The 26871-nt window shown below is 70.7% G+C and carries 21 protein-coding genes and 1 tRNA gene; 8 read left to right on the top strand and 14 right to left on the bottom strand.

The window, feature by feature from the left end; genetic code table 11:
- From ABIC63_RS26170 to ABIC63_RS26155, 4 genes are all read right to left on the bottom strand, one after another.
- Complete coding sequence (locus ABIC63_RS26170; protein WP_017760769.1) at window positions 1–999, bottom strand: alpha-ketoacid dehydrogenase subunit beta; 999 nt, start codon at window positions 997–999, stop codon at window positions 1–3.
- The gene (locus tag ABIC63_RS26165; RefSeq protein ID WP_294375943.1) at window positions 989–2038 is read right to left on the bottom strand and encodes a thiamine pyrophosphate-dependent dehydrogenase E1 component subunit alpha; all 1050 of its coding nucleotides are present in this window, start codon (window positions 2036–2038) and stop codon (window positions 989–991) included. Before ABIC63_RS26165 ends, ABIC63_RS26170 begins: the two co-directional genes overlap by 11 nt.
- Window positions 2035–3366, bottom strand: coding sequence for an NAD(P)H-dependent oxidoreductase (locus ABIC63_RS26160; protein ID WP_017758324.1), 1332 nt, complete (start codon window positions 3364–3366; stop codon window positions 2035–2037). Before ABIC63_RS26160 ends, ABIC63_RS26165 begins: the two co-directional genes overlap by 4 nt.
- Window positions 3367–3579: 213 nt before the next feature.
- Window positions 3580–4593, bottom strand: a complete 1014-nt coding sequence (locus tag ABIC63_RS26155; RefSeq protein WP_294375940.1) for a sugar-binding transcriptional regulator — start codon at window positions 4591–4593, stop codon at window positions 3580–3582.
- 84 nt (window positions 4594–4677) lie between these two features.
- Here ABIC63_RS26155 and ABIC63_RS26150 point away from each other — a divergent pair, with 84 nt between their 5' ends.
- The 4 genes from ABIC63_RS26150 to priA all read left to right on the top strand — a co-directional run bounded on the left by ABIC63_RS26150 (window position 4678) and on the right by priA (window position 10065).
- Window positions 4678–5484: a hypothetical protein gene (locus tag ABIC63_RS26150; RefSeq protein ID WP_294375937.1), complete on the top strand. Its 807-nt coding sequence runs from the start codon at window positions 4678–4680 to the stop codon at window positions 5482–5484.
- A 201-nt stretch (window positions 5485–5685) separates the two neighbouring features.
- On the top strand, window positions 5686–6396 hold the full coding sequence (locus ABIC63_RS26145) for a thioredoxin family protein (protein WP_017758377.1): 711 nt from the start codon (window positions 5686–5688) through the stop codon (window positions 6394–6396).
- Window positions 6397–6475: 79 nt separating this feature from the next.
- Window positions 6476–7582 (top strand): uroporphyrinogen decarboxylase, encoded by a 1107-nt coding sequence (gene hemE / locus ABIC63_RS26140; RefSeq protein WP_354321909.1) that lies wholly within the window; start codon window positions 6476–6478, stop codon window positions 7580–7582.
- Between the two features lie 359 nt (window positions 7583–7941).
- Window positions 7942–10065, top strand: coding sequence for a replication restart helicase PriA (gene priA, locus ABIC63_RS26135; protein WP_354321908.1), 2124 nt, complete (start codon window positions 7942–7944; stop codon window positions 10063–10065).
- 73 nt (window positions 10066–10138) lie between these two features.
- Here the strand turns inward: priA and ABIC63_RS26130 are convergent, their stop codons facing one another.
- On the bottom strand, window positions 10139–10366 hold the full coding sequence (locus ABIC63_RS26130) for a hypothetical protein (protein ID WP_294375931.1): 228 nt from the start codon (window positions 10364–10366) through the stop codon (window positions 10139–10141).
- Window positions 10367–10481: 115 nt separating this feature from the next.
- On the bottom strand, window positions 10482–11456 hold the full coding sequence (locus tag ABIC63_RS26125; RefSeq protein WP_354321907.1) for an AEC family transporter: 975 nt from the start codon (window positions 11454–11456) through the stop codon (window positions 10482–10484).
- 101 nt (window positions 11457–11557) lie between these two features.
- On the opposite strand from ABIC63_RS26125, the gene ABIC63_RS26120 reads away from it, so the two are divergent.
- From ABIC63_RS26120 to ABIC63_RS26105, 4 genes are read left to right on the top strand one after another with little or no spacing between them, the layout of a single operon-like run.
- Entirely contained in the window at window positions 11558–13630 is a 2073-nt protein-coding gene (locus tag ABIC63_RS26120) for an ATP-dependent helicase (protein WP_354321906.1), read from the top strand.
- Between the two features lie 20 nt (window positions 13631–13650).
- Entirely contained in the window at window positions 13651–14076 is a 426-nt protein-coding gene (locus tag ABIC63_RS26115) for a hypothetical protein (RefSeq protein WP_294375924.1), read from the top strand.
- On the top strand, window positions 14013–15260 hold the full coding sequence (locus ABIC63_RS26110) for a phospholipase A (RefSeq protein WP_294375920.1): 1248 nt from the start codon (window positions 14013–14015) through the stop codon (window positions 15258–15260). Before ABIC63_RS26115 ends, ABIC63_RS26110 begins: the two co-directional genes overlap by 64 nt.
- Entirely contained in the window at window positions 15260–16204 is a 945-nt protein-coding gene (locus tag ABIC63_RS26105) for a patatin-like phospholipase family protein (protein ID WP_354321905.1), read from the top strand. Before ABIC63_RS26110 ends, ABIC63_RS26105 begins: the two co-directional genes overlap by 1 nt.
- 94 nt (window positions 16205–16298) lie before the next feature.
- On the opposite strand, the gene ABIC63_RS26100 is transcribed toward ABIC63_RS26105, so the two are convergent.
- The 8 genes from ABIC63_RS26100 to rsmB all read right to left on the bottom strand — a co-directional run bounded on the left by ABIC63_RS26100 (window position 16299) and on the right by rsmB (window position 26854).
- Window positions 16299–18326, bottom strand: a complete 2028-nt coding sequence (locus ABIC63_RS26100) for a hybrid sensor histidine kinase/response regulator (protein ID WP_354321904.1) — start codon at window positions 18324–18326, stop codon at window positions 16299–16301.
- Complete coding sequence (locus tag ABIC63_RS26095; protein ID WP_017758603.1) at window positions 18319–18777, bottom strand: response regulator; 459 nt, start codon at window positions 18775–18777, stop codon at window positions 18319–18321. Before ABIC63_RS26095 ends, ABIC63_RS26100 begins: the two co-directional genes overlap by 8 nt.
- Window positions 18770–21016, bottom strand: a complete 2247-nt coding sequence (locus ABIC63_RS26090; protein WP_354321903.1) for an ATP-binding protein — start codon at window positions 21014–21016, stop codon at window positions 18770–18772. The genes ABIC63_RS26095 and ABIC63_RS26090 overlap by 8 nt, the downstream gene beginning before the upstream one ends.
- A gap of 713 nt (window positions 21017–21729) precedes the next feature.
- Window positions 21730–21805 (bottom strand) — tRNA-Phe (locus ABIC63_RS26085).
- A 41-nt stretch (window positions 21806–21846) separates the two neighbouring features.
- Window positions 21847–22545, bottom strand: coding sequence for a response regulator (locus tag ABIC63_RS26080; RefSeq protein WP_234197927.1), 699 nt, complete (start codon window positions 22543–22545; stop codon window positions 21847–21849).
- A gap of 40 nt (window positions 22546–22585) precedes the next feature.
- Window positions 22586–24898 carry a sensor histidine kinase gene (locus ABIC63_RS26075; RefSeq protein WP_354321902.1) on the bottom strand — a complete coding sequence of 771 codons (2313 nt, stop codon included), beginning with the start codon at window positions 24896–24898 and terminating at the stop codon, window positions 22586–22588.
- Window positions 24895–25515 (bottom strand): DUF4390 domain-containing protein, encoded by a 621-nt coding sequence (locus ABIC63_RS26070; RefSeq protein ID WP_354321901.1) that lies wholly within the window; start codon window positions 25513–25515, stop codon window positions 24895–24897. Before ABIC63_RS26070 ends, ABIC63_RS26075 begins: the two co-directional genes overlap by 4 nt.
- Window positions 25496–26854 carry a 16S rRNA (cytosine(967)-C(5))-methyltransferase RsmB gene (gene rsmB / locus ABIC63_RS26065; RefSeq protein ID WP_354321900.1) on the bottom strand — a complete coding sequence of 453 codons (1359 nt, stop codon included), beginning with the start codon at window positions 26852–26854 and terminating at the stop codon, window positions 25496–25498. Before rsmB ends, ABIC63_RS26070 begins: the two co-directional genes overlap by 20 nt.
- Between the last annotated feature and the right edge of the window lie 17 nt (window positions 26855–26871).

Here is a 26871-nt window from a genome sequence, read left to right as displayed (position 1 = left end):
TCAGCCCCTCGCGCGCACGCTGCGGCGCACCGCGCCCACGATGTCGGGCACCTGCGGCACGGCCGCGCGCTCCAGCTGCGGGTTGTAGGGCAGCGGGCAGTCGGCCCCGCCCAGGCGGATGATGGGGGCGTCCAGCCGGTCGAAGGCGGCGCTTTCGGCGATGGCGGCCGACACCTCGGCGCCGATGCCCAGCTCCTTGGTGCCTTCGTACACGCAGACCAGGCGCGTGGTGCGGCTGACGCTGTCCACCAGTGTGGACAGGTCCAGCGGCCGCAGCGAGCGCAGGTCCACCACCTCGGCCGAGATGCCCTCGGCGGCCAGTTCGATCGCGGCCTCCAGCGCCTTGTGCACCATGATCGAGTTGGCGGCGATGGTCACGTGCTCGCCGGCACGGCGGATGCGCGCCTCGTGCAGCGGCTCGGTGTAGTAGCCCTCGGGCACCGGGCCCTTCATCTTGTAGAGCAGCTTGTGCTCGTAGAACATGACCGGGTCCGGGTCCTCGATGGCGGCCAGCAGCATGCCCTTGGCGTCGTGCGGCGTGGAGGGCTGCACCACCTTCAGGCCGGGCACGTGCGCCAGCCAGGCCTCCAGGCTCTGGCTGTGCTGCGCGGCGGCGCCGGTGCCCGAGCCGCTCGGAAAGCGCATCACCAGCGGCACCGAGGCCTTGCCGCCCAGCATGTAGCGGATCTTCGCGGCCTGGTTGACGATCTGCTCCATGGCCAGCGTGGCGAAGTCCGAGAACTGGAACTCGTACACCGGCCGCTGGCCCATGAGCGCGGCGCCCACGGCCACGCCGGCGCCGGCCAGCTCGGAGATGGGCGTGTCCATCACGCGCGACTCGCCGAAGCGATGCACCAGGTCGCCCGTGACCTGGAAGGCGCCGCCGTAGACGCCGATGTCCTCGCCCATCAGGAACACGCGCGGGTCGCGCTCCATGGCGATGGCCAGCGCCTCCTGGATGGCCTGCGCGTAGCTCAGCTCGCGGCTCTCAACGGACATGGGCGGCCTCCTTGGGCGAGCGCGTGTAGACGAAGTCGGTGACGGATGCGGCGTCGGGGGCCGGGCTGTTCTTGGCGTATTCCACCGCCTCGGCGATCTCGCGCGCCACGTCGTCGACGAGGGCCGACACCTGCTCGGGCGTGATCAGGCCGCAGGACTGCAGCGCCTGCTCGTAGCGCCCGATGGGGTCGCGCGCGATCCAGGACTCGATCTCCTCCTTGGTGCGGTAGCGGTTGCGGTCGCTCTTGGAATGGCCGCGGTGGCGGTAGGTCAGGCACTCCAGCAGCGTGGGGCCCTGGCCGCTGCGGGCACGCTCCACCGCCTCGATGGCGGCCTCGGCGACGGCGGCGAATTCATTGCCGTCCACCGTCACGCCGGGGAAGTCGTAGGCCTGCGCGCGCTGGGCGATGCGGCGCACGGCCGTGGAGCGCTCGGTGGAGGTGGACATGCCGTACTGGTTGTTCTCGCACACGAACACCACCGGCAGCTTCCAAACGGCGGCCATGTTCAGGCTCTCGTGGAAGGCGCCTTCGTTGTTGGCACCGTCGCCGAAGAAGCACACGGCCACGTTGGGCTTGCCCTGCTGGCGCAGCGCCAGGGCCGCGCCCACCGCGATGGGCAGGCCGCCGCCCACGATGCCGTTGGCGCCCAGGTTGCCGCTGGCCACGTCGGCGATGTGCATGGAGCCGCCGCGGCCACGGCAGTAGCCGGTGTCCTTGCCGAAGAACTCGGCGAACATGAACTTCGGGTCCGCGCCCTTGGCGATGCAGTGGCCGTGGCCGCGGTGGGTGGAGGTGATCACGTCACCCTCGCGCAGCGCCGCGCCGACGCCGGTGGCGCTGGCCTCCTGGCCGATGGACAGGTGCATGGTGCCGTGCACCAGGCCGCGCATGTAGGCCTGCTCGGCGCCTTCCTCGAACTGGCGGATCAGGTGCATCTGCCGCAGAAAGCCGTGCAGCTGCTCGACGCTGAAGCGCTCGAACACGCGCGGCACGCCTTCGGCGCCGACGACGCCGCCCTGGACGGAAGGCGTCGTCATGCTGCGAGCTCCAGTTCGCCGTAGACCAGGCGGTCCTGACGGCGGCGGAACTCGACGATGCGCGAACTCTGGTCGACGGCCACGTTGGCCGAGGTCAGCAGCTCGCCCTTGCGGATCGGCTGCGTGACCTTGCCGCGTTCCAGCAGGCCGCAGGGCACGGCGCGCTGGCGGCGGGCATCCTCGGCCGTCATGGCCCAGGCGCGGTAGGTGTACTCGCCGATGGCGTCCAGCGTGTCGCCGGGGCGCAGGTCGCGCTTGGCCACGGCGCACACCTCGGCCGTGGGCCGGGCGATGGGCGCCATGTCGGCGCGGTTGTAGAGCACGGCGCGCACGCAGGTCAGCGGCACTTCCAGGCTGCACAGGTGGTAGGGCCGGTAGAAGGTGTAGTACGGGCCCTTGCCGAGCTTGAGGTAGTCCATGCGCTCGCGCAGGCGCGGGTGCGCCATCTCGGCCACCACGAACACGCCCGGGGCCACGCCCTTGCCGATGGTGTAGTCGACCACGCCCTTGCGGCCGAGCACGCCGCCGTCCTCGCGCGGGACCAGCACCTGGCTCAATTCCTCCAGCGAGCAGGACGGGCCATGCATGCCGGGCACGTCGGGCACCAGGCCGGTGGCGTTGGCGATGGCGGACATCTCCACCGCCGTCTTGGAGCCGTCCACGAACTCCACCAGCATGCGCGGGTTGAGGTTCTTGGAATGCGCCTCGGCCGCGTAGTCGTCGGGCGTGGCGTCGATGTTGAGCGGATTGTTCTTGCCCTTGCCGGCGGCGATGACCGGATAGCCCAGGGCCGAGACGAACTGGATCAGCTCGATGGTGGAGCTGGGCTCGTCGCCCGCCCCCAGCGAATAGATCACGCCCAGGCGGTCGGCCTCGTGCTTGAGGTAGGCGCCGATGGTGACGTCGGCCTCGACGTTCATCATGACCAGGTGCTTGCCGTGCTCCATGGCGGTCAGGCCGATCTCGGCACCCACCGCGGGCTTGCCGGTGGCGTCCACCACCACGTCGATCAGGCCGCTGCGGCAGACCAGCTGCGCATCGGGCGTCACGGCCACGCGGCCGGCCTCGACGGCGCGGTCGAAGTCACTCTGCGTCTCCACCACGCGATGGGCGTCGCCGCCGTGGCCGGCCTCCTGCAGCGCGCGCAGGGCAGCGGGCACGTGGATGTCGGCAATGGCCGCCACCACCACGCCGCGCATCTGCAGCACCTGCGTGACGATGTCCCCGCCCATCATTCCCGAGCCGATCAGGCCGATGCGGATGGGCTTGCCCGTCAGGGCACGGGTTTCGAGATCGGCCGCCAGGCCGCTGGGAATGAATCCGCTCAAGGGAGTCTCCTGAAAGTGTGGGGGAAGGAGGACCGGCTCGGCCCATGACTGAACATTTGATTTTTATTTTGTCATTATGTTCATCGCACAGCAAGGCCGGGCGGCGCGGCCCACGGATCGGGGAAACCCGGAGGCAGCAAAAAGCCCCGCGTCGCGGTGCGAGGCGGGGCCTGGGGGCGCGCCAGAAGGCACGCGGCATCGGCGTAGGGAGGGTCAGTCTTCCTGGTCGATCTCCAGCATGCGGGCGGCGGCATGCTCGTCGGTGATCAGCACCGTGGGCTTGAACAGGCGCATGGTGGCGTGCAGCGCCCGTGCCTTGCCGACACCGCCGGAGGCCACGATGCGCTGCGGCACCTGGCGGATGGTGTCGGGCGGGATGGCCATCACGCACTCGTGGATGGGGTGGTCGATCAGTTGGCCGCGCGCGTCGTAGAAGTGGAACAGCGACTCGCCCACCGCCCCCAGGCGCAGCATCGAGCGGCGCACCTCGTCCGACAGATAGCCATCGCGGAAGGCGGTGGCCGTCGGCGCCAGGTCGCCCACGCTCAGCAGCACGGCGTCGAGCTCCCTGGCCTTGTCGAAGACCTCGCCCAGGCCGCAGCCCTCGATCAGCATGCGGCGCGAGGCCGGGCTGTCCACCAGCGCCGGCGCATTCATCTGCAGGCATTCGGCCTGGAACAGGCTGGAGAAGCGCCAGGCGAATTCCGAGGGGTTGTAGCGCTTGATCTTGGTGATGCCGCCCAGCATGGAGACCACCGACAGGTCGGGCACCGGCGTCGTGCGGATGTAGCGCAGCGATTCGAGCAGCGTGCGGCCCCAGCCCAGGCCCAGCTTCATGCCCGGGCGCACCAGCTCCGACATGTACTGGCCGGTGGCCGCGCTCACGGCCAGGGCGGCGTCGGCCTCGGGGCTGGACAGCGGCGCCACCACCGCCTCGGCCAGGCCGAAGCGCCGCTCCAGCGCCCGCTCGAGGTTGACGCATTCGGGCACGCCGCTCTCGATGGTGAACTTGACCTCGTGCCGCTCCAGTGCGTCGTTGAGCAGGCGCACCACGGTCACCCGGCCCAGGCCCAGGCGCTGGGCGATGTCGTTCTGGGTCATGTCCTCGATGTAGTACATCCAGGCGGCGCGCAGGCGCATGCGCCGGTTGCGGGCATTGGCGGTGACCTTGTCGGCGCCACCGTCCTGCGCCGCCGCTTCGTCCGTCGACGTGGCTTTACGGTTCAATGGAGGGACCTCTTGCTTGGCGGACACCCCTTGCGTCCAGCCGGTATGCTACCCCCTGTACATAGTGCCTTGCCGGAGTCGCAAATGTCTCGCAAACCCCAGGATGCCGCTGCCGCCAGTCCGGACAAGGCGCTGGCGCTCAAGGACGGCCTGCGCGAAGTGCGCTTCAACGTGAAGCAGGGCGTGCGCAAGCTGACCGAGGCGGTGGACGCCATGGCCTCGGCACGCGACCTGCCGGCGCCCGGTCCGCTGGCCATGCTGGGCGAGCCGCTGGGCCTGGCCCTGCGCACCACCGCCTCGCTGCTGAGCAACGTGGACCACGCGGCCGTCAGCCTGCTGGCCGACGATGCGCCGCTGCGCGCCATGCAGGCGCCGCCCCTGCCCACGGCCCGCTATTTCGGCGGCAGCGCCGACCCTGCGCTGTCGCTGCATGCCTTCACGGTCGACCACGGCTGGCGGCAGCGCCACTGGCTGAAGCGGGCGGGCCACGACCGCGTGTTCGTGCACGAGGCGGCGATCGAAGCCGCCGGCCTGCAGGCGCGGGACGACCTGGCCGCCGGCGGCGACGGCGCCACGGCCCCGCAGGTGCTGGCCACGGTAGCGGCCGCCATGGTGGCGCACGGCGCGCTGAGCGGGCCGATCATTCCCGCAGGCGAATGCGGCGACGACCTGCAGCGCCTGACGGCGCGCGGCGCCATCGTCGCCATGCTCGTCGGGGAAACCTACCCGCTGACCCCGGCGCAGGACCCGGCCCGGCGCTACCGTGACGCGCTGGACATGGCCGACGACATCATGCGGGCCCAGGAGGAGGCATGGCTGCAGGCGCTCCAGTCCGACGATGCCGTCGGCGCACTCACCCGCTGGTTCGGCTTCGTGGCCCGGCACCTCTGACGCGGCTCCGGGCGCCCCGGCCCTGGACCGGTGCCACCGCGCCTGCACGCGCGATCCCGATTTCCCCCGATCCGTACAGGTTGTCGCGCCGGCTTCAAGAAAGCGGTCTAAGCTCCCGCTGCGCTTCATCATTCAACCCGGCCGACACGGCGCCCGCCGCCCGTGCAAAGGCCCCTTCCGTCATGAGGAGCTGATCCATCCATGTCGACCTCGCCGTCGCCATCCAAACTTTCGCGCACCGAGCGCGCCGCGCGCAATGTCCGCGCGGCCCGTGCCGCCCTCTCCCGTGCCTCGCGCCGCGCCGTGATGACGGCCGCCATGGCCCTGGGCGCCAGCCTGCTGATCAATGCCCAGGCGCATGCCGCCCCGACCGTGGGCCAGAAGGCGCCCGACTTTGTTGCCGTGGACACCAGCGGCCAGCGCCACCAGCTGTCCGACTTTGCCGGCAGGTACGTGGTGCTCGAATGGACCAACCCCGGCTGCCCTTTCGTGCGCAAGCACTACGGCAGCGGCAACATGCCGGCCACCCAGAAGGCCGCCACCGCGCGGGGCGCGGTCTGGCTGGCCATCAACTCCACCGAGCGCGCCGCCAGCGACTACCTGCCGCCGGCCGAGCTGGCCGCCTGGATGAAGGCCCAGTCGGGCGCCCCCACCGCCGTGCTCATGGACGAGGACGGCATCGTGGGCCAGGCCTACGGCGCGCGCACCACGCCGCACATCTTCATCATCGATCCCCAGGGCGTGCTGGTGTACGCCGGCGGCATCGACAGCATCGCCTCGGCGCGGCCCGACGACATCAGGACCGCGACCAACTACGTGAACCAGGCATTGGCCGATGCCTTCGGCGGCCGCCCGATCTCGGTGGCGAGCACCAAGCCCTACGGCTGCTCGATCAAGTACCGCACGGGTTGACCGAGGCCGGCGGCGGGGCGCCAGCCACCGCCGCCGCCAAGTCCGTCACGCTCTGGGGCACCGCTGCGACAATCCCGCGATGCCCTTCGCCCCCCTCCAGAACGACAGCTTCCTGCGCGCCTGCTGGCGTCAGGCCACCGACCACACGCCCATCTGGCTGATGCGCCAAGCCGGCCGCTACCTGCCGGAGTACGTCGCCACCCGCGCCCGGGCCGGCAGCTTCATGGGCCTGGCCACCAACGTCGACTACGCGACCGAGGTCACGCTGCAACCACTGGACCGCTTTCCGCTGGACGCGGCGATCCTGTTCTCCGACATCCTGACCGTGCCCGACGCCATGGGGCTGGGGCTGTCCTTCGAGGCCGGCGAAGGCCCGCGCTTCGCGCGCACCGTGCGCGACGAGGCGGCGGTCGACGCGCTGCAAGTGCCCGACCTGGAGCGCCTGCGCTATGTGTTCGACGCCGTGGCCTCCATCCGCCGCGCGCTGGCCGGCCGCGTGCCGCTGATCGGCTTCTCGGGCAGCCCGTGGACGCTGGCCTGCTACATGGTCGAAGGCAGCGGCTCCAGCGACTGGCGGCATGCCAAGGCGCTGATGTACGGCCGCCCGGACCTGATGCACCGCATGCTGGCCATCAATGCCGACGCCGTGGCCGCCTACCTCAACGCCCAGATTGACGCCGGCGCGCAGGCGGTGATGGTGTTCGACAGCTGGGGCGGGGCGCTGGCCGACGGGGCCTTCCACGAATTCAGCCTGGCCTACACCGCGCGCGTGCTGTCGCAGCTCAAGCGCGAGGGCGCGGACGGCCAGCGCGTGCCGCGCATCGTGTTCACCAAGGGCGGCGGCCTGTGGCTGGAGGCCATGGCCACGCTCGACTGCGAGGTGCTCGGCCTGGACTGGACGGTGGACCTGGCCGTGGCCCGCGCCCGCGTGGGCGAAGGCCCGAAGGGCAAGGCGCTGCAGGGCAACCTCGACCCCAATGTGCTGTTCGCGCCGCCCGGCCGGGTGGCAGCCGAGGCCGTGCGCCTGCTTGACCGTTTCGGCGCGCCGCACCGCGATCCGGCCACCACCGGCCCGACCCACATCTTCAACCTGGGCCACGGCATCAGCCAGTTCACGCCGCCCGAGCATGTCGCCGCGCTGGTGGAGGCCGTCCACCGGCATTCGCGCGCCCAGCGGACTGCATGACGGCCAGCCGCCGCTGCACGCATTGAGGGAGCATCCAGCCCGCATGGAACGGGCGCCGGCAGGGCTTTGGCGCTTTGTCAAGCCCCCGCGCCCCTACTTATGCACAAAGTTCGTGCTGCGGTGCGCCATAACACCGGGACCCTGCCATGGCGGAGCCCCTGCCGTCCAGCACTGCTAAGTGATTGATTCGTATGGATTCGTCACCCTGCCCTTTTTACGGGCAATCTGGCCAAGGCCTTGATTTGACGGGCTTTGGCGGCCTTCGCAGCCGCCTATCAACAAAGTTATCCACAGGAACTCTGGATGACTGCCAAACTCCCGAGAAATCAAACACTTAGATGTTGCTTGTCGAAACAAGCATGAACGAAGCGTCCCAAGCCGGGGTTCGCGTGCGGGTGGCGGTGCAGACGCCGGCCCACAGCGGCATCTCCGAACCTTTGACCTACATCACGCCCAGCCCGGTGCCGGCGGGAGCGCTGGTGCGCGTGCCGCTGGGCCAGCGCGAGGTGTTGGGCGTGGTGTGGGGGGAGGCCGGGGAGGAGCCCGCAGGCACCACCCTGCGCGCCGTGGCCGCCGTGCTGGAGGGCCTGCCGCCCCTCTCGGCCGGCTGGCGCGATCTGGTGGAATTCGCGGCCCGCTATTACCAGCGCGCCATCGGCGAAGTGGCGCTGGCCGGCCTGCCGCCCCAGTTGCGGGAACTGGGCGCCGACCAGCTCGCGCGTCGGCTCGCCCGCCAGCCCAAGGCGGCGGCGCCGGTGGAGGGCGACGCGCCCCGCCCGCCCACCGCCGAGCAGGCGGCCGTGCTGGCCGAACTGCGCGCAGGCGATGCGGGCGTCTTCCTGCTGCACGGCAGCACCGGCAGCGGCAAGACCGAGGTCTACCTGCAGGCCGTGGCCGAGCTGCTGGAGGCCGACCCCGAGGCGCAGGCCCTGGTGATGGTGCCGGAGATCAACCTCACGCCCCAGCTGGAGGCGCGCTTCGTCGCCCGCTTCGCGCCGATCTACGGGCCGGGCGCGGTGGTGTCGATGCACAGCGGCATGACGAATCCCCAGCGCCTGGCCAGCTGGCTGGCGGCACACCTGGGCCGCGCCCGCATCGTGCTGGGCACGCGCATGGCCATCTTCGCCAGCCTGCCCCGGCTGGCGCTGCTCGTGGTCGACGAGGAACACGACCCCAGCTACAAGCAGCAGGAAGGCGCCCGCTATTCCGCGCGCGACCTCGCCGTGTGGCGGGGCCGGCGCGAAGGCGCCCGGGTGCTGCTGGGCTCGGCCACGCCGTCGCTGGAAAGCTGGTGGGGCAGCCGCCCGCCGTCGGACGGCGATGCCGGCGGCCGCTACCGGCGCCTGTCCATGCCCAGCCGCGTCGGGGCCGGCGACCTGCCCACCGTCCGGCTGGTGGACATGACCCTGCAGCCGCCGCGCACCCGGCTGTCGGCCGCGCTGGTGGACGCCATCGCCCAGCGCGTGGCCCGCGGCGAGCAGAGCATGCTCCTGCTCAACCGCCGCGGTTATGCCCCGGTGCTGGCCTGCGGCGACTGCGGCTGGAAGAGCGAATGCCCGCACTGCAGCGCCTACCGCGTCTTCCACAAGATCGACCGCAGCCTGCGCTGCCACCACTGCGGCTTTGCCGAACGCGTGCCGCGCGCCTGCCCGGCCTGCGGCAACCCGGACATCGCCCCCGTGGGCCGCGGCACCGAACGGCTGGAGGAGGAACTGGCCGAATTGCTGGCGGGCGTGCAGCGGCCCGAGGGCGACGGCGGCGGCCCGGTGCGCATCGCCCGCATCGACGCCGACAGCACCCGGCACGAGGGCGCCCTGGCCCAGCAGCTGGCGCAGGTGCACGACGGCGCCGTGGACGTGCTGGTGGGCACGCAGATGATCGCCAAGGGCCACGACTTCCGGCGCATCACGCTGGTGGCGGCCATCAACCCCGACGGCGCGCTGTTCTCCAGCGACTTCCGCGCGCCGGAGCGGCTGTTCTCGCTGCTGATGCAGTCGGGCGGGCGGGCAGGCCGCGACAGCGCCTGGCTGGCGGCACAGGGCAGCCGGGCGGAGATGTGGATCCAGAGCTTCCATCCGCAGCATCCGCTGTTCGCGGCGCTGCGGCGGCACGACTACGCGGCCTTTGCCGAACAGCAGCTGGAAGAGCGGCGCGCCGCCAGCCTGCCACCCTTCGCCTTCCAGGCGCTGCTGCGCGCCGACGCCCGTACGCAGGAAGCGGCACAGGCATTTCTGACGGCCGCCAGCTCGGCGGTGAACGATCTGCCCGAGGCAACCGCCGTGCAACGCTATCCGGCGGTGCCGCTGGCGATCCAGCGCGTGGCCAATGTGGAACGGGCGCAGATGCTGGTCGAAAGCGAATCGCGGGTGGCGCTGCAGCGCCTGCTGGCGCAGTGGCATCCGCGGCTGCATGCGCTGCGGCGCGGTCCGGAGGGGCAGGGGATCATCCGGTGGCTGATCGACGTGGATCCCCAGGCGATCTGAGGCACGCTCCCGCCGCATCGCGGCCTTTCACCGCGGGGCGGTCACCCCGGCCCGTGGGGTATGCCGGCATCCCTCAGGCCTGACGGTGCTCGATGTGCCCGAGCGGCGGCTTGATGACCTGCACGTAGGAGAGCACCCGCCGGCGCGTCGAGCGCAGGCGGACGGCCCACAGACCGATCGCGAGCAGGACGGCGCCAGCCGCCAGAAGGGCGGCGGCCCATCGCACCTGGCCGTGCGCGGCCATTGCACCCACCGCGGCCAGTGCCGCCACGGCGACCATCACGCGAACCCATGTCTGCATGATCAGAACCTCGGAAACATGCGCTCACATTAGGCCCAGCCGCGGCCGCGCGGCGTAGGAATACCTCGCATGCCAGGGGGGACGAACGGCCTATGGCGTCCGTCTCGGTAGCGGCTCAGCGCGTGAGCGACACCGCCAGCGGAAAGCTCAGGGAGGCGCCGACGGTCGTCCACAGGATGATCCGCGCCACCCGGCCGGTGTCCGCGCCATAGCGCTCGGCCAGCATCGAGACGTTGCTGGCACTGGGCAGCGCCGCCGTGAGCACCAGCGCCACGCCGGCCAGCGGCGACAGCCCGGTGCCTGCTGCTGCCAGCGCCGTCACCAGCCCAAGCACCAGCAGCGGATGCACCAGCAGCTTGAAGCCCACCACCGGCAGCAGGTCGCGCAGCGCGGCGCGCCACGGCGGCTGCGCGCCGCCCTCGCGCGCCCGCAGGGCCGAGCGCGCCAGCACCGCGCCGATGGTGAACAGCGCCGCTGGCGACGCCGCGTCCGCCAGCATGCCCACCGTGCGGTCAACCGGTGCCGGCAGCCGCCACTGCAGCGCGGAGCCCAGCGCGCCCAGCACCATCGACCAGGGCATCGGGTTGCGCACGATGCCGCCCAGCGCGCGCCGCACGGCTTGGGCCGCGGCGCCGCCCTCGTGCGTGTCCAGCCGCGACAGGGCGATGCACAGCGAGGAGGTCAGCACCATGTCGAAGGCGATGGTGACGATCACCGGCCCCGCGACTGCCGGCCCCAGCAGCGCGGCCAAAAGCGGCACGCCCATGAAGCCGGTGTTGGGAAAGGCGGCCACCAGCGCGCCGAAGGCGGCGTCGTTCCAGTGGTGTCCGGCGCGCCGCGCGGCGGCAGTGGCCAGCGCCACCATCGCCAGCGCGGCCACGCCCCACACCAGCGCCACCCGTGCATCGAGCAGTTGCGCCAGCGGCGTGCCGGCCGCAAAGCGGAACAGCATGCAGGGCAGTGCGAAGTACAGGACGAAGACGTTCAGGCCCGGAATCGCCTCCAGCGGCATCAGCCCGCGCCGAGCGGCCAGGTAGCCCAGGGCAATCAGCGCGAAGAAGGGGAAGGTGGCGGCAAAGACGGCAAGCACGGCGGCGCATTCTCGTCGCCAGCCCCCCGCCAGTATCATTGCGCGCTTTTGCGTCCGGCCGATCCAGCGCCGCGGCGCCTGCAGCCCTCCCCCCTCTCGCCATGTCCTCCGGCCTCAATCTCGCCCAGCAGGAAGCGGTCAACTACCTCCACGGGCCCTGCCTGGTGCTCGCCGGCGCGGGTTCGGGCAAGACGCGGGTGATCACCCACAAGATCGCGCGGCTGATCCAGGCCGGGCTGGAGCCCAAGCGCATCGCGGCCATCACCTTCACCAACAAAGCGGCGGCCGAGATGCGCGAGCGGGCCAAGGGCCTGATCGGCCGCGACGCCAAGCAGGTGGTGGTGTGCACCTTCCACGCCCTGGGCGTGCGCATGATGCGCGAGGACGGCGGCGTGCTCGGCCTCAAGCCGCAGTTCAGCATCCTGGACGCGGACGACGTCACCAAGATCCTCAAGGACGCCGGCGGCACCACCGACACAGCCACCGCCCGCACCTGGCAGTGGACGATCAGCAAGTGGAAGAACATGGGCCTCAACTCGGTCGAGGCCGAGGCCCAGGCGGTGGACGACAACGAGCGCATCACCGCCAGGATCATGGCCCGCTACGAGGAGCGCCTGACGGCCTACCAGAGCGTGGACTTCGACGACCTGATCGGCATGCCGCTGCAGCTGCTCAACAAGCACGAGGCGGTGCGCGAGAAGTGGCAGAAGCTGCTGGGCCACATCCTGGTCGATGAATACCAGGACACCAACGCCACCCAGTACGAGGTGCTCAAGCTGCTCGCCGGCGAGCGCGGCCGCTTCACCGCCGTGGGCGACGACGACCAGTCCATCTACGGCTGGCGCGGCGCCACGCTGGACAACCTCAAGAAGCTGCCGATCGACTATCCGCAGCTCAAGGTCATCAAGCTGGAGCAGAACTACCGCTCCACCAGCGCCATCCTGCGCGCGGCCAACAACGTGATCGGGCCCAATCCCAAGCTCTTTCCCAAGACGCTGTTCAGCGAGCTGGGCGAGGGCGAGCCGGTGCGCGTGGTGGACTGCGACAACGAGCAGCACGAGGCCGAGCGCACGGTGGCCCGCATCCAGGGCCTGCGCGAAAGCTCCACGCACAAGGAATGGCGCGACTTCGCCATCCTCTACCGCGCCAACCATCAGGCGCGCATCTTCGAGCAGGCGCTGCGCCGCGCCAACATCCCGTACAAGGTGTCGGGCGGCCAGAGCTTCTTCGACCGCGCCGAGATCAAGGACCTGTGCGGCTGGTTCCGGCTGTGGGTCAACAACGACGACGATCCGGCCTTCCTGCGCGCCGTGACCACGCCCAAGCGCGGCATCGGCCACACCACGCTGCAGCAGCTGGGCGTGTTCGCCAGCCAGTACAAGATCAGCCTGTTCGAGGCGCTGTTCTCGCCCTCGCTGCCCAGCGCCGTGCCCAAGCGCGGCATCGAGGGACTGCACGAGTTCGGCCGCTACATCAACGACCTCGAATACCGCGCCCGCCACACCGTCGGCGCCGAGGGCGCGCGGGCCTTCCTGATGGACTGGCTCAAGGACATCGAGTACGAGAAGCACCTCTACGACGGCGAGGACAGCGAGCAGGCCGCGGCCAGCCGCTGGACCAACGTGCTGGAGTTCTGCGACTGGATGTCGCAGCGCTGCGGCGGCCAAGTGGAGGACGCCTCCGGCGCCACCAGCGGCCCCGAGGCCAAGAGCCTTCTGGAGGTGGCGCAGACCATCTCGCTGCTGTCCACCATCAGCGAGCGCGAGCAGGACCAGAACGTGCTCACCCTCTCCACGCTGCATGCCTCCAAAGGCCTGGAGTGGCCGCACGTGATGCTGGTCGGCGTGAACGAGGGCCTGCTGCCCTTCAAGCTGGACGACGACGAAGGCCGGCAGGAGAAGGTCACGGAAAGCATCGCCGAGCGCCTGCAGGAAGAGCGCCGCCTGATGTACGTGGGCATCACCCGCGCCCAGCGCACGCTGGCCGTGAGCTGGATGAAGCGCCGCAAGAAGGGCCGCGAGATGGTGCAGGCCGCGCCCAGCCGCTTCATCGCCGAGATGGCGCTGGACAAGACCACGGCCAAGGAAGACCCGCGCGAGAAGCTCAAGGCCCTGCGCGCCGAGTTCGCGCGCCGCGCCGCTGCGGCCGCCTCGGCCGCCGAGCCCTCGAACTGATACCGCCCCAAGGAGCCGCGATGCGCCTGCTGCCCTCTCTGCTGATCGCGCTGGCCGCCGCCGGCTGCGCGGGCACCCGCGTGCCGCCCGGCTGTCCGGCCACGGCCAGCGACATGAAGCCCTCGGACCTCTATGGCTGGTGGGATGCGCGCTTCCAGAACGACGCGGCGCCCGCTGACGTCGAATTGCGCCCGCATCCGGAATACGCGGGCAGCGTGCGTGGCACCATCGCCAGGGCCGGCTCCCCGCTGGCCCAGCTGGCCGGCGACATCAATGCCGACGGCCAGTTCAGCCTCGACGAATCCCGGGACGGCCGCACGATCAGCGCGGTCTGGACCACAGACCTGCAGCCCGCCTCGTGCGGCAAGGAGTTCACTGGAACATGGCGCAACACCGCCACCGAGCAGAGCGTGCCCGTCGTTCTGCGCAAACGCCCCTCACCCTGAGCTTCCTGACGCTGGCCGCCCTGGCCAGTCCTTTCGCAGTCCAGGCCCAGACACGCGCGCTGGCACAGGCCGCCCCCGCACCGGGCCTTCCGCCCAGCCCGCTGGCGGACGCCCAACTCACCTGGCAGCAGTGCGCGCGCCTTTCCGCCGACAACGCCGCCCGGCTGGCCTGCTTCGACCGCTGGGCCCTGCAGCAGCAGACACCTGCCGCCACGCTGCCACCGGCCCCGCCCGCGCTCGCCTCTGCGCAGCCGCCGGACGCACCGGCCGTGGACAAACCCGTGGACGTGGCCCAGCCCGCCACGCGCGTGATCGCCGTGGCCGACACCGAAGGCTGCCGCGACCGCCAGTACTCAGCGCTCTCGCGCTTCTGGGAGCTGGAGGAAGGCAGTAGCTGCGGCACCTTCACCTTCCGCGGCTACCGGCCGCTGAACGTGTCGATCTCCACCGCCGACGGCCGGCCGCAGACGCCCACCTCGCCCGCCGAGGGGCACACCGGCACGGCCATGGCCTACCAGCCCAGCGAGATGCGCATCGGACTTTCGGTGCGCACCAAGCTGGCCGAGGGCCTGCTCACGCGTGGCGACCCGCTGCGCCGCGATTCGCTGTGGTTCGGCTACACGCAGCAGTCGACCTGGCAGGTCTTCAACTCGGACCTGTCGCGACCCTTCCGCACCACGGACCATGAGCCCGAGCTCATGTACGCCTACCCGCTGGACCTGAGCCTGCCCGGCGGCTGGCGCTGGCGCTATGCGGGCCTGGGGCTGGTGCACCAGTCCAACGGTCAGAGCCTGCCGCTGTCGCGCAGCTGGAACCGCGTCTACCTGATGGGCGGCGTGGAGCTGGACAACCGATTCGCCATCACCGCCCGCGTGTGGCACCGCGTGCACGAAAGCGCGGCCGACGACGACAACCCCGACATCACCAGCTACCTGGGCCACAGCGAGATCATCGGCACCTGGAACGTGGACCCGGTCAACACGCTGCGCGGCACCGCACGCGGGCTCATCGGCGGCAGCGGCAAGGGCTCGGTGCGACTCGAATGGCTGCGCGCCATCGGCGATCCGGCCAAGAGCGACCTGCGCTTCCATGTGCAGCTGTTCCACGGCTACGGCGACACGCTGGTGGACTACAACCGCAAGCGCACCGTCCTGTCCGTCGGCCTGAGCCTCGTGGACTTCTGATGCCGCGGCGGCCCCGCATCGGCCTGGCACTGGGCAGCGGCTCGGCGCGAGGCTGGTCGCACATCGGGGTGATCCGCACGCTGGAAGAGGCCGGCTACGCGCCCGACGTGGTGTGCGGCACCTCCATCGGCGCACTGGTGGGTGCCATCTATGCGGCCGGCCGGCTCGACTGGCTCGAAGACTGGGTGCGCAAGCTCACGTGGTCGGGCACGGTGGCCATGCTGGACCTCAAGATGGGCGGCGGGCTGATCGAAGGCGGCAAGCTGCTGAAGTTCTTCCGCGAGCATTCGCAGGACCCCGACTTCGCCGACCTGCCCAAGGCCTTCGGCTGCGTGGCCACCGAGCTGGCGACCGGCCGCGAGGTGTGGCTGCGCGAAGGGCCGGTGATCGATGCGGTGCGTGCGTCGATGGCCCTGCCGGGTCTGTTCACGCCGACCCAGCAGGAGGACCGCCTGCTGGTGGACGGCGGGCTGGTCAACCCGATCCCGGTGTCGCTGTGCCGCGCCATGGGCGCCGACCTGGTGATCGCCGTGGACCTCAACTGGGACCTGATCGGCCGGCGCAACCGCACCGCCTCCACCGATGGCACGGCCGTGGCCGAGCTGCCCAAGGCCGGCGTGCTGGCCACGGTGCTCGGCAAACTGCGGCCGGCGCCGCGTGCGCCCGCAGGCGGCGGCACAGAGATGCCCTCGCTGCTGGACGTGCTGGGCACCAGTCTCAACATCATGCAGGTGCGCATCACCCAGAGCCGCATGGCCGGCGAGCCGGCGGACGTGATGGTGCGTCCGCGCCTGTCGGACATTGCGGCGATGGACTTCCACCGCGCCGCCGCGGCCATCGCCGAGGGCGAGCGCGCCGCCCAGCAGGTGCTGCCGCTGCTCGCCGACCTGGCGGTGCCGCTCAAGGATGGCGGCAGCCTGCCGCCGGTGACCGTCCAGGGCTGACGAACACTGAAGGACGACGGAGGCTGGCGGCCGGCCGGCCCGCACGTCGCGCGGCGCCGCTGGCCCATCCAGGCCTGGCGCGGCCCAGCGTCGCTCAGGCCGCGCTGCGCAACGCGGCCTGCAGTGTCTCGTGCACCGCCTCCGGGTCCGCCGGCTTGATCAGGTGTGCGGCAAAGCCGGCGGCCTGCGTGCGCTGGCGGTCGATGGGACTGCCGTAGCCGCTCAGCGCCACCACGGGCAGCCGGGCACCGAGGGCGCGGCCGATCTCCACGCCGCTGCCATCGGGCAGGCCCAGGTCGGTCAGCACGATGTCGAATTCCTTCTGCGCAGCGCAGGCCAGGCCTTCGGCCACCGAGGCGGCGTGGGTGATGGCATAGCCGTAGTCCTGCAGGAAGAGCATCAGCAACTCGGCCGCCTGGACGTTGTCCTCCACCATGAGCACCCGGGCGCCCTGGGCAGCGGCCGGGGCCGGCGGCAGAGTGGGCGCGGCACGCAGGGGCTGGGTCTCCTCGCGATCGGCCAGCGGCAGGCGCATCTCGAAGGTGGCCCCCTGGCCGGGCCCGGCGCTGGTGGCGGTGAGCATGCCCCCGTGCTCGATGACCAGGTGCCGCGCAATGGCCAGGCCCAGGCCCAGCCCGCCGAACTGGCGTGCGACCTCGCGGTCGGCCTGCTCGAAGGCCTTGAAGATGCGCTCCAGCGCGTCGGGCGCGATTCCGATGCCGTGGTCGACGACGCGCACGACGAAATGCCCGTCATGCACCTCGGACTCCAGCCGGATGGTGGCGCCGGCCGGACTGAACTTGATGGCGTTGCGCAGCAGGTTGGCGATCACCTGCTTGATGCGCGCCGCATCGGCCCGCACCCAGGCCCCCTCGGCCACGCCCCGCACGCCGAGCTTGAGCTTCTTGTCGGCCAATGCGCCGCGCATCATCTCGCCCACCTCGGCGGGAAGCGATGCCGCGTCCAGCCGGTCGGCGCGCAGGCTCAGCTTGCCGCTGGTGATGGTGGAGACGTCCAGCAGGTCGTCGATGAGGCGCGCCTCCAGCTCGACGTTGCGGCGGATGCCGGGAATCAGGTCCTTGTGGCGCTCGGGCACGGTGGCCAGTCGCTGCAGCAGTTGGGCGGCGAAGGAGATGGCGGCCAGCGGATTGCGCAGCTCGTGCGAGACGATGGCCAGGAAGCGGTCCTTGGCCTCGTTGGCGCGGGCCATTTCTTCCTGCGCCGCCTCGGCCTGGGCGACGGCGGCGCGCAGGGCCTCGGCATTGCGATGCTCGGCGGTGCGGTCGCGGATGATCAGGCAGTAGCGCACGCGGCTGGTGGCCACGGGCGGCGGCGCGGCCGAGGCCTCGGCATCCAGGCAGGCGACGACCACATCGGCCCAGCAGGGCTCGCCGCGCAGGGGCTGCAGCCACAGCTGCGCGTTGAAGCTGCCGCCGGCGCAGCTGGCGTGCAGCCACTCCATGGGCTGCGGCCCTTCGCGACTCGTGAGAAATTCATGCAGACCGCGGCCCAGGGCCTCCGACTCGGCCGAGCCGAAGATCTGGCGCGCACCCAGGTTCCAGCGCAGCACGCGCGCCTGGGCATCCAGCAGCACCACCGCATAGTCCGCCAGCGAATCGACCAGGCGGCCGAAGAGCAGGTCGTTGTCCTGCAGGGCGCGCTCGGCGCGCACCCGCCCGTCGCGCACCGCCACCTCGCGCAGCGCGCGGTCCACCACCATCGGCAGGCGCGAGAGGCGGCCCTTGCTCACATAGTCGGTGGCGCCCTGGCGCAGCAGTTCGACCGCGTTGTCCTCGCCGATGACGCCCGAGACGAAGACGAAGGGCACCTGCGGCGTGAGGCTGCGCGCCAGCTCCAGCGCCTGCTGGCCGGAATAGCCGGGCAGCTCGAAGTCCGACAGGATGAGCTCGAAGCGCTCCTGCCGCAGCGCCTCGGCATAGCCGGATTCGTCACGCACCGTGGTGACCCTCGCATGCGGATACGCGCGCAGCAGTGCCTGCATCAGCAACTCGGTGTCGAAGACCGAGTCCTCCAGCATCAGCACACGAAGGCGTGCGGCTCCATTGCCGGCCGGCGTCGCCCGGGATGCCGAGTCCACGCCGGCGGCCGCCCGTTCACTCATAGCGGCGCGAGGTCTTGACCGAGCCGGGCGGCGGCTCGTTGAGCACCGCCCAGAACACGCCCAGGTCGGCGATGGCCGAGACGAACTGCTTGAAGTCCACCGGCTTGACCACGTAGGCATTGACGCCCAGCTCGTAGCTGCGCAGCACGTCGGACTCCTGCTGCGAGGAGGTGAGCATCACCACCGGCACGCTGCGCAGGCTGGGATTGGCGCGCACCTGCTCCAGCACCTCCAGGCCGTCCACCTTGGGCAGCTTGAGGTCCAGCAGGATGACCGCCGGATTGCCCGTGCCGCGGTCGGCGAACTCGCCTTCCTGGTTGAGGTAGGCCAGCGCCTGGGCGCCGTCGCGCACGGTGATGACCTCGTTGGCCAGCTGGCTGCGTTCGAGCGCCATGAGGGTGAGTTCGAGGTCCCGCTTGTCGTCCTCGACCAGCAAGATGGGCTTAAGCATGCAGTTCTCCGAGCGCGTCCTGTGCGAGACCGGGGTGATGGGGGGGGAGCACGAAGCCGAAGCGGGCGCCGCGTCCGGGCTCGCCCTGCGCCCAGACCCGGCCGCCATGACGTTCGACGATGCGCTTGACGTTGGCCAGGCCGATGCCGGTGCCCTCGAATTCCTCCGCGGAATGCAAGCGCTGGAACACGCCGAAGAGCTTGCCCACGTACTTCATTTCGAAGCCGACGCCATTGTCCTCGACCTCGATGCCGCTGCCGTCCGCCTCGCGGATGGCACGCACCTGGATCACCGCCGGGCTGGCACCGCGGGTGTACTTGAGCGCATTGGCCAGCAGGTTGCGGGTGGCCACCTGCAGCAGCAGCGGGTCGGCCTCCAGCACGGGCAAGGGGGCGTCCACCTTCCACTGCACGCCGCGGGCGGCATCGCCGCGCGAGAGCTCATGGATCAGCCCCTCGATCAGGTCCGCCATCTTGACCGGCCGCAGCTTGAGCGCCGTGCGGCCCATGCGCGAGAAGTCGAGCAGCGCGTCGACCAGCTCGCCCGCAAAGGCCGCTGCGTCCTTGACGTTGGAGAGGTAGCGCAGCGCGCGCTCGGACAACTGCCGCCCTTCCATGTCGACCACCAGGTCCACGAAGCCCGCGATGTGGCGCATGGGCGCGCGCAGGTCGTGCGAGACGGTGTACGAGAAGGCCTCCAGCTCGCGGTTGACACGGCTGAGCTCCGTGGCCACCGCGGCCATCTCCTCGGCGCGCCGAAGCACGATGCCGATGAGCGCCTGGCGCAGTTCGTCGGCCGCGGCGCGCTCCTCCGCCGTCCAGGGCAGGCTGCGGCCGCGGATCTTCTGCGCCCAGCTGGAGAAGCTGCGCCGCGGATGGATGCGGCCGTCCTCCGGCCGCACTTCCTTGCGCGGATCGCCCGCCCAGGTGATGGTGCGCACATGCTCGGGCCGGAACCACAGCACCAGGTGGCGGTGCACCTGCGAGATCGACACCGCCAGGCAGCCGGCGACCTCCTGTCCCGCCGCCCAGGACGGCACCGTGTGCGGGCTCAGGGCATCGTTGGCATAGACCGGCTCTTCCAGGCCGGCGATCCAGCTGGCCAGGGCCAGGACCTCGGACTTGGGCGGCGTCTCGCCGGTGGTCCAGACCTCGTCGTCAAGCACCACGGCCGCACCGGCCGCGCGCGCCAGCCGCAGCAGCGGCGCCGGCTCGGCCAGCAGGCGCTGCAGGCTGGCATCGCTGTCGGACAGGTGGGAGACGATCTCCAGGATCAGCTTGCGCAGTTCCAGCCGCTGGGCCGCCGAGGCATTGCTTTCCTTGGCCTGGATCTGCAGCGACACCAGCCGTCCGAGGTGTTCGCAGGCCAGGCGCGTGGTGGGCGCCAGGTGGCGCGGCTGATGGTTGTGGCAGGAGATCAGGCCCCACAGGCGCCCCTGCACCACCAGCGACACCGACATCGACGCCAGCGTGCCCATGTTGCGCATGTACTCGAGGTGCACCGGCGAGACGCTGCGCAGGCCCGACTGCGACAGGTCCACCGGCCGCTCGTCGCCCGGCCCGATCAGCGGCACCGGCGCGTAGTTGGCGTCGGGAATGATGCGGAAGTGGTTGAGCGTGTACAGCTCGCGCGCCTGCGCCGGGATGTCGGAGGCCGGGAAATGGTGGCCCGTGTAGCGCTCGTAGCCGTCGTCGGCCACCTCGGCCAGCACGCGGCCGTCGTTGTTCTCGTCGAAGCGGTAGAGCAGGCAGCGGCCGAAGCCGCTGAGCTGCTTCATCTCGGCGACGGCCAGCACAGCCAGTTCCTCGATGTCGTCCACGGCCTGCAGCCGCGGCATGAAGGCGCGTGCCACCGTGTAGATGGAGGTGCTTCCGTGGGCGGGCTCTTCCTGCGGCGGCTCGAACTCCACGATGAGCCGGCCATCGCGGGCATGGGCCGAGGCGTGCATGTGGCCGCCCTCGCCCACCGCGAAGCTGCCCAGCGGCACGGGGAAGGCCTGCTCCGGGAGCGCCTGCAGCCCGCGGGCCAGCAGCTCGGCCACGGCCGCATGGCGCTCATGCTCCGGCCAATTGGCACTCCATGCGGACTGCCGGCCGGTGGCGATGTCGATCACCAGCAGCCGGCCATGCGGCTGGATGGCGCCGGGAATGCGGATCGGCTCGTCCTCGCAGCGCGCCAGGTCGGCGGACTCCGGACCCGGGTTTGGCGTGAGCGCGGGAGAGGCAGGGGGCGAAGTCATGCGGATGGATGGGCGCGCTCACAGCGAAGGTGGCAGACCGGGGAATCGGGGGCGGACAAAAGGTGGTGGAGCTTCTCAGCTTTTGCGGGGCGGCCTTGTAGGCATAGGCCGACACGCGACAGCGATTCCTGGAACACCACACCCGACGGACGATTCCAAGCGGGTCGAGCGCCCATCGATGACAGCCGCCGGAAGGCCAGCCATTCATCGCGCAGAGGCAGGGCGCGGGCAGCGGCCCGGGCAGCCCTTGGGGACAACAGCAGGCGCCGATGCGATACCGGAACAGCCCCAAAAAGGCCTCCCGAAGGAGACCCGAAAAACAGGGCGATGCCGTCCGAAGAAGGCGAGGGAGGAAAGATTGCGCCCTGCCGGTTCGTCCACGCCGAAGCGCACGTCGAGCGTCGCCCCCCCCCGGGGACGCCTCGGGTTCCGCGGCGCCTTCCGTACTGGAGCAGCGGCACCGTATGCCAGGGCCTCGGGACCACGGCTTGGGGCACACCCCAATCGCAGGTGGCCCGTGTGCGGGATTGCGCATTTCGGGCCACCGCCCCGCTCGAGGCGCCCGTGTCACGCTCGCCGCACGGCCGAATGCGCCAAGGTCGCCGGCGGCACCGGCGGCCAGCACGCTCGGTGCGCCACGGCTTCAGCCTCCTGATCGGGCCGCACGAGGGCATGAAAAAAGCCCCTGACCGTGGGATCAGGGGCTTTGGATTTGGTGGCCTGGGGCGGAATCGAACCACCGACACGCGGATTTTCAATCCGCTGCTCTACCAACTGAGCTACCGGGCCTAGAGGCTTACCTGTGCATTGAACATCAGGCGAGCCTCAGATTATAGCGCAGGTTTCTTCCCTTTGGACAAGTCCACACCCAATTGTTTGAGTTTTCTGTAGAGATGGGTCCGCTCCAGCCCGGTCTTCTCGGCAACGCGGGTCATCGAGCCGCTTTCCATGGCAAGGTGGAACTCGAAGTAGGCCTTCTCGAAGGCATCGCGCACTTCCCGCAGCGGGCGGTCCAGGTCGAAGGTCTGCCGGGCTTGCGGCCCCGGATCGGGTGCCGCCGGATGCAGCACCGCCAGGATGGGAGGGACGGCGGCCGCCACGGGGCTGCTGGCTGGCACGGCGCTCACCGGCTGCTGCACTGGCGAGGCGACGGCGCGGCGCCCCTCGTCGCGCATGAGGCCCTTCTCGACCTCCTTGAGCAGCTTCTGCAGCGTGATGGGCTTTTCGAGGAAGGCGGCCGCGCCGATGCGCGTGGCCTCGACGGCGGTGTCGATGGTGGCGTGGCCGCTCATCATGATCACTGGCATGTTCAGCAGGCCTGCCGCCGACCATTCCTTGAGCAGCGTGACACCGTCGGTGTCGGGCATCCAGATGTCGAGCAGCACCAGGTCGGGACGCTCGCGCTGCCGCGCTGCGCGGGCGGCGGAGGCGTTTTCGGCCAGTTCGACGTTATGCCCTTCGTCGTTGAGGATCTCGGACAGCAGGTCGCGAATGCCCAGTTCGTCGTCGACCACCAGGATGTTTGCCATGAATGCGAAGGGTTCTCTTGCTTGCTGCGGCCTGCGGCGCTCAGGCAGGCGATGAGGCCGCGGAGGCCGTGTTGCCGCCCGAGGGTGCGACAGCGATGGCAAATGATAGCGACACTTGTGCACCGGCCACTGTGCCATCGACCATGCGATTGGACAGGTCGACGCGTGCACCATGTTCGTCGGCAATCTTCTTGACCACGGCCAGGCCCAGGCCCGTGCCCTTGCTCTTGGTCGTCACGTAGGGCTCGAAGGCACGCTGGAGGATGTTCTCCGCGAAGCCGTGGCCACCGTCCTGCACCACGAGGCGCACCCGCTGGCCCGAGTCGGCAAGCCGCGTGCGCAGCAGTACCGGCGACGTGCGATGCGCGGCCTCGGTGGCGTCCTGCGCGTTCTGGAGCAGGTTGTGGATCACCTGGCGCAGCTGCTGCGCATCACCGCGGATGGGCGGACAGCGGGGATCCAGCTCCGTCTGCACCGGCACGCCGGCATGTTCGGCGGCGTACAGGTGCAGCACGTCGGTCACCAGGGCATTGAGGTCCAGCGGCTTGAGTTCGGCGGCGGGTAGCCGCGCGTAGTCGCGGAATTCGTTCACCAGCCGCTTCATCGCGTCGACCTGCTCGACGATGGTCCTCACGGACTTGTGCAGCACCGCCGCTTCAGGGGGCGCCACCTTGCCGGTGAGCTTGAGTTCGAGCCGCTCGGCCGACAGCTGGATGGGCGTGAGCGGGTTCTTGATCTCGTGCGCCAGCCGACGCGCCACCTCACCCCAGGCCTGGCTTCGCTGCGCCGAGACGATCTCGGAGATGTCGTCGAACACCAGCAGGCGGGCCGCTCCCGGCAGTTGTGCGCCGCGGGCGACGATGTTGACGGCATTGCGCTCCACGCCCGTGCCCATGGCGTGCAGCTCGTAGGCATGCTGCCAGTGGTCGAGGCCATGCTGGCGCGCATCGGCTTCGAGTTCATCGAACTGGCGCTGCACGGCCAGCCCGAATTCGGCCAGACCCGGCACCTCCGCCAGCGGGCGCCCTTCGTAGGCTGCGAGCGGCGCCCGCAGCACGCGGGTGGCGCCTGGGTTGGTCGACAGCACCGTGCCGGCCACGTCCAGCACGATGACGCCCGACGTGAGGTTGTCGAGGATGGTCTGCAGATTGGCGCGGGCCGCATCGAGCTGCTTCATGCTCTGCTCGACGGCCGCGCGGGCCTCTGCCAACTGCTGCGTCATCTCGGCGAAGGAGCGGGTGAGGCCGCCCAGCTCGTCGCGTGCCCGCGAGACCTGCGTCGGCCGCAGGTCGCCGGCAGCCACCTGGCGCACGCCCTCGGCCAGCACCAGCAACGGCCGGGCCAGCTGGTTGCCGAAGAGCACCGCGAGCAGCACGGCCCCGAAGACGGCCAGGAACAGGCACAGCGTGAGCGTGCCGATGTACATGCGACGCAGGCCGTCGCGGGCCAGGGCGCGCTCCTGGTACTCGCGGTTGGCCTCCTGCACCGCCAGGGCGTTGGCGACGATGGCTGGCGGCAGTGGCTGAACGATCTGCAGGAAGCGCGGCTCGTTCAGCTCGAAGCCAGGTCGCGGCACCAGCGCCATGGCTTTGACCACCGCCCGCGAGGACGCCGCCGACGCCGTCGCAGCCGCCTCGGCGGTCTCGTCGAGCCCTTCGATGCGCGCCGTGGCGCGGTCGGCGCGCACCTGCCGCAGCTGCTGCGGGCTGGGCCGCTCGGGACTCAGCTCGAAGCGCAGCGACCCCGCGCTGGCCACCAGTTGACCGGTGGAGGACCACACCTGCACGCTGTTGGCGCCCAGCTGCTCGCGCAGCCGGTCCAGCGCCACGGGCAATGCCGTCTCGGGCGTGTTGGCCAGCTGGTTGCCCGCGGTACGGGCCTTGGCCGCCAAGTCGTCCGACAGGGAATCGAGCGTGGCCCGGCCGAGGTTGAGGCCCGCATCGAGTGCGCCCTCGACCTTCACGTCGAACCAGCTCTCGATGGAGCGGGCGACGAACTGGTAGGAGACGGCATACACCAGGATGCCGGGCACCACCCCGACGAGCGCGAAGATCGCCGCGAGCTTGATCAGCAGGCGGCTGCCGAACTTGCCCTGACGGAGCCGGCGCGTCAGGCGGAAGCCCACCCACACCAACACCAGCATGAGCAGCGAGGCCACGACCACGTTGACGGCAAAGAGCCGCGCATAGTTCTGCTCGTAGAGGGCGCGGTTGTTGGTGGACTGGGCCAGCAGGAACATCAGCACCAGGCCCAGCGCCGTGATGGCGGCCGCCGCCACCCCCACGCCCCATTGCCGCGCGCGCGAGCGCCGGCGGGGCGGGTTGCCCAGGCCGCCGGGCTGCGTATGCGTCATCGCGCCGGCTCCAGCGGCAGTCGCGTGCTGCGCTCCACCGACACGTTCCACTCGGACTGGCCCACCAGCCCGATCTGGAAGGGCCGGGGCAACTGGGAGGTGTCGAGCCGGAAGCGGAACACCACCGGGTGCGAGCCCCCCTCGCCGATCTCGCCGGCATCTGCCAGACGCAGGCGGCCGATGCGGCGCACCGCGTCCAGGGCCTCGTCCAGGGTGTCGAAATGCTGCCCGAGCACGACGCTCGACGCGAGCGGCGTGATGGGCGTGGGCGACACATTGAGGCGCCAGCGGCGCATGAGCGGCTGGTAGGCGAGCCGCATGTAGCGGGCGGCCTGCCCGATGCGCTGATCGGTCCAGTACCAGCGTTCGCGGAAGAGCTCGGCCTCGGCCACGAAATGCAGGGCGATGCCCTTGTCCAGCACATCGGACACCGCCGCCGGCAACTCGAAGCGCACCGCGGCGCTCAGGTAGATGCCGTCGTCGGTCGCCTCGAGGCGCAGTTGCGTGAGCTCGGCGCGCGTCTGCTGGGCGAAGGCAGGCACGACGGCCAGCATGCCCGCCCCGAGCACGCCCGCCAGGAACTGCCGCCGCCCCGGCTCAGGAGGCGTGCTTTTCAAGCAGGGCGTAGAAGAATCCGTCGTGCTCACCCAATGCATTGTCCGGGAGGCCACGGGGGCCGGCACCACCTTGGGGCAGCAAATGGCCGGGGGACGGCAGCAGGCGGGCGTTGGTGTTGTGTGCAAGAAACGCGTCGATCTGGCGCGAGCCTTCCTCACGGAACACCGAACAGGTGCAATACAGCAGCCGGCCGCCGACTCGGACCAGCGGCCACAGCGCGGCCAGCAACATCGCCTGCTGCAGTGCAAGTTGCTCCACGTCGCTCTCGCGCCGCAGCCAGCGCACATCGGGATGGCGGCGCACGATGCCCGAGGCCGTGCAGGGGGCATCGAGCAGGATGCCGTCGTAGGGTTGTCCATCCCACCAGCTTTCGGGGCGGGCCGCATCGGCCACCCGGACATCGGCCTGCAGGCCCAGGCGGGCCAGGTTCTCGTCGATGCGCCGGGCGCGTTGGGGATCGATCTCCAGCGCCGTGACCTGGACCGGCACGGCGGCGGCACGTTCGAGCAGATGCGCCGTCTTGCCGCCCGGCGCGGCGCAGGCATCGAGCACCTGCAGCGCCGGACCGGCCGGTTTGAGGCCTTCGAGCAGCAGCGGCGCGGCCAGTTGGGCCGCCGCGTCCTGCACCGAGAACTCGCCGGCCTCGAAGCCGGGCAGTTGCTGGACGGGGCGCGCCTCGCGCAGCTCCAGCCCCTGCTCCGCGACCTTGCGGGCCGGCAGTTGCAGGGCCGCCAGTGCGGGCAGGTAGCGGGCGACCGAGGTCCTGCGTGCATTGATGCGCAGCGTCAGGGGCGCCGGGCCGTTGTCGGCCATGAGCACGCGCTGCCAGGCCTGGGGATGGTCGCGGCGCAGCCGCTCGATCCACCAACGGGGATGGTTCCACTGGGCCACGGGCTCCCGCTCGGTGGCGGCGACCAGTTCGTCGCGCTCGCGCAGGAAGCGGCGCAGGCAGGCATTGATGAAGCTGGCCTGCGCGCGGGTGTGGGGCTGGCGCTTGGCGGCTTCGACGGTCTGGTCGACCAGCGTGAACGGCTCGTAAGGTGCACGCTCGGGGTCCCACGCCAGGGCCAGCGCCGTGCACAGCAGGGCGTCCGCGGCCGGCGGCGGGGTGCGCTTGGCCAAGTGGCGCCGCAGCGCCTCGCCACGGCCCAGCCAGCGCATGGTCTGGAAGGCGATCGCCTGCACACCGGGGCGCAGGCCAGGCTCGACCTCGTCGAGCGCCGCCGTGCCGGACGTGCCGCCACGGACGGCCGCGAGCACGCCGGCCACCAGCTGGAGCTGGCGCCACAGCGGAGGCCCAAGAGGGGCGGAAGGGGAAATGGGATCTCCGACGGACATCGGTGTGGGACAGGAAG

This window comes from Pseudacidovorax sp. 1753 (genome assembly GCF_040544975.1).
Classification (GTDB): domain Bacteria; phylum Pseudomonadota; class Gammaproteobacteria; order Burkholderiales; family Burkholderiaceae_C; genus Xenophilus.
This window is presented reverse-complemented; position numbering and strand designations above follow the sequence as displayed.

Excerpts from the sequence above, each read along its gene's own strand:
- ABIC63_RS26170 (WP_017760769.1), bottom strand. The coding sequence starts at position 999 with ATGTCCGTTGAGAGCCGCGAGCTGAGCTACGCGCAGGCCATCCAGGAG.
- ABIC63_RS26165 (WP_294375943.1), bottom strand. The coding sequence starts at position 2,038 with ATGACGACGCCTTCCGTCCAGGGCGGCGTCGTCGGCGCCGAAGGCGTG.
- ABIC63_RS26150 (WP_294375937.1), top strand. The coding sequence starts at position 4,678 with ATGTCTCGCAAACCCCAGGATGCCGCTGCCGCCAGTCCGGACAAGGCG.
- ABIC63_RS26145 (WP_017758377.1), top strand. The coding sequence starts at position 5,686 with ATGTCGACCTCGCCGTCGCCATCCAAACTTTCGCGCACCGAGCGCGCC.
- hemE (WP_354321909.1), top strand. The coding sequence starts at position 6,476 with ATGCCCTTCGCCCCCCTCCAGAACGACAGCTTCCTGCGCGCCTGCTGG.
- priA (WP_354321908.1), top strand. The coding sequence starts at position 7,942 with ATGAACGAAGCGTCCCAAGCCGGGGTTCGCGTGCGGGTGGCGGTGCAG.
- ABIC63_RS26130 (WP_294375931.1), bottom strand. The coding sequence starts at position 10,366 with ATGCAGACATGGGTTCGCGTGATGGTCGCCGTGGCGGCACTGGCCGCG.
- ABIC63_RS26120 (WP_354321906.1), top strand. The coding sequence starts at position 11,558 with ATGTCCTCCGGCCTCAATCTCGCCCAGCAGGAAGCGGTCAACTACCTC.
- ABIC63_RS26115 (WP_294375924.1), top strand. The coding sequence starts at position 13,651 with ATGCGCCTGCTGCCCTCTCTGCTGATCGCGCTGGCCGCCGCCGGCTGC.
- ABIC63_RS26110 (WP_294375920.1), top strand. The coding sequence starts at position 14,013 with ATGGCGCAACACCGCCACCGAGCAGAGCGTGCCCGTCGTTCTGCGCAA.
- ABIC63_RS26105 (WP_354321905.1), top strand. The coding sequence starts at position 15,260 with ATGCCGCGGCGGCCCCGCATCGGCCTGGCACTGGGCAGCGGCTCGGCG.
- ABIC63_RS26100 (WP_354321904.1), bottom strand. The coding sequence starts at position 18,326 with ATGAGTGAACGGGCGGCCGCCGGCGTGGACTCGGCATCCCGGGCGACG.
- ABIC63_RS26095 (WP_017758603.1), bottom strand. The coding sequence starts at position 18,777 with ATGCTTAAGCCCATCTTGCTGGTCGAGGACGACAAGCGGGACCTCGAA.
- ABIC63_RS26090 (WP_354321903.1), bottom strand. The coding sequence starts at position 21,016 with ATGACTTCGCCCCCTGCCTCTCCCGCGCTCACGCCAAACCCGGGTCCG.
- ABIC63_RS26080 (WP_234197927.1), bottom strand. The coding sequence starts at position 22,545 with ATGGCAAACATCCTGGTGGTCGACGACGAACTGGGCATTCGCGACCTG.
- ABIC63_RS26075 (WP_354321902.1), bottom strand. The coding sequence starts at position 24,898 with ATGACGCATACGCAGCCCGGCGGCCTGGGCAACCCGCCCCGCCGGCGC.
- rsmB (WP_354321900.1), bottom strand. The coding sequence starts at position 26,854 with ATGTCCGTCGGAGATCCCATTTCCCCTTCCGCCCCTCTTGGGCCTCCG.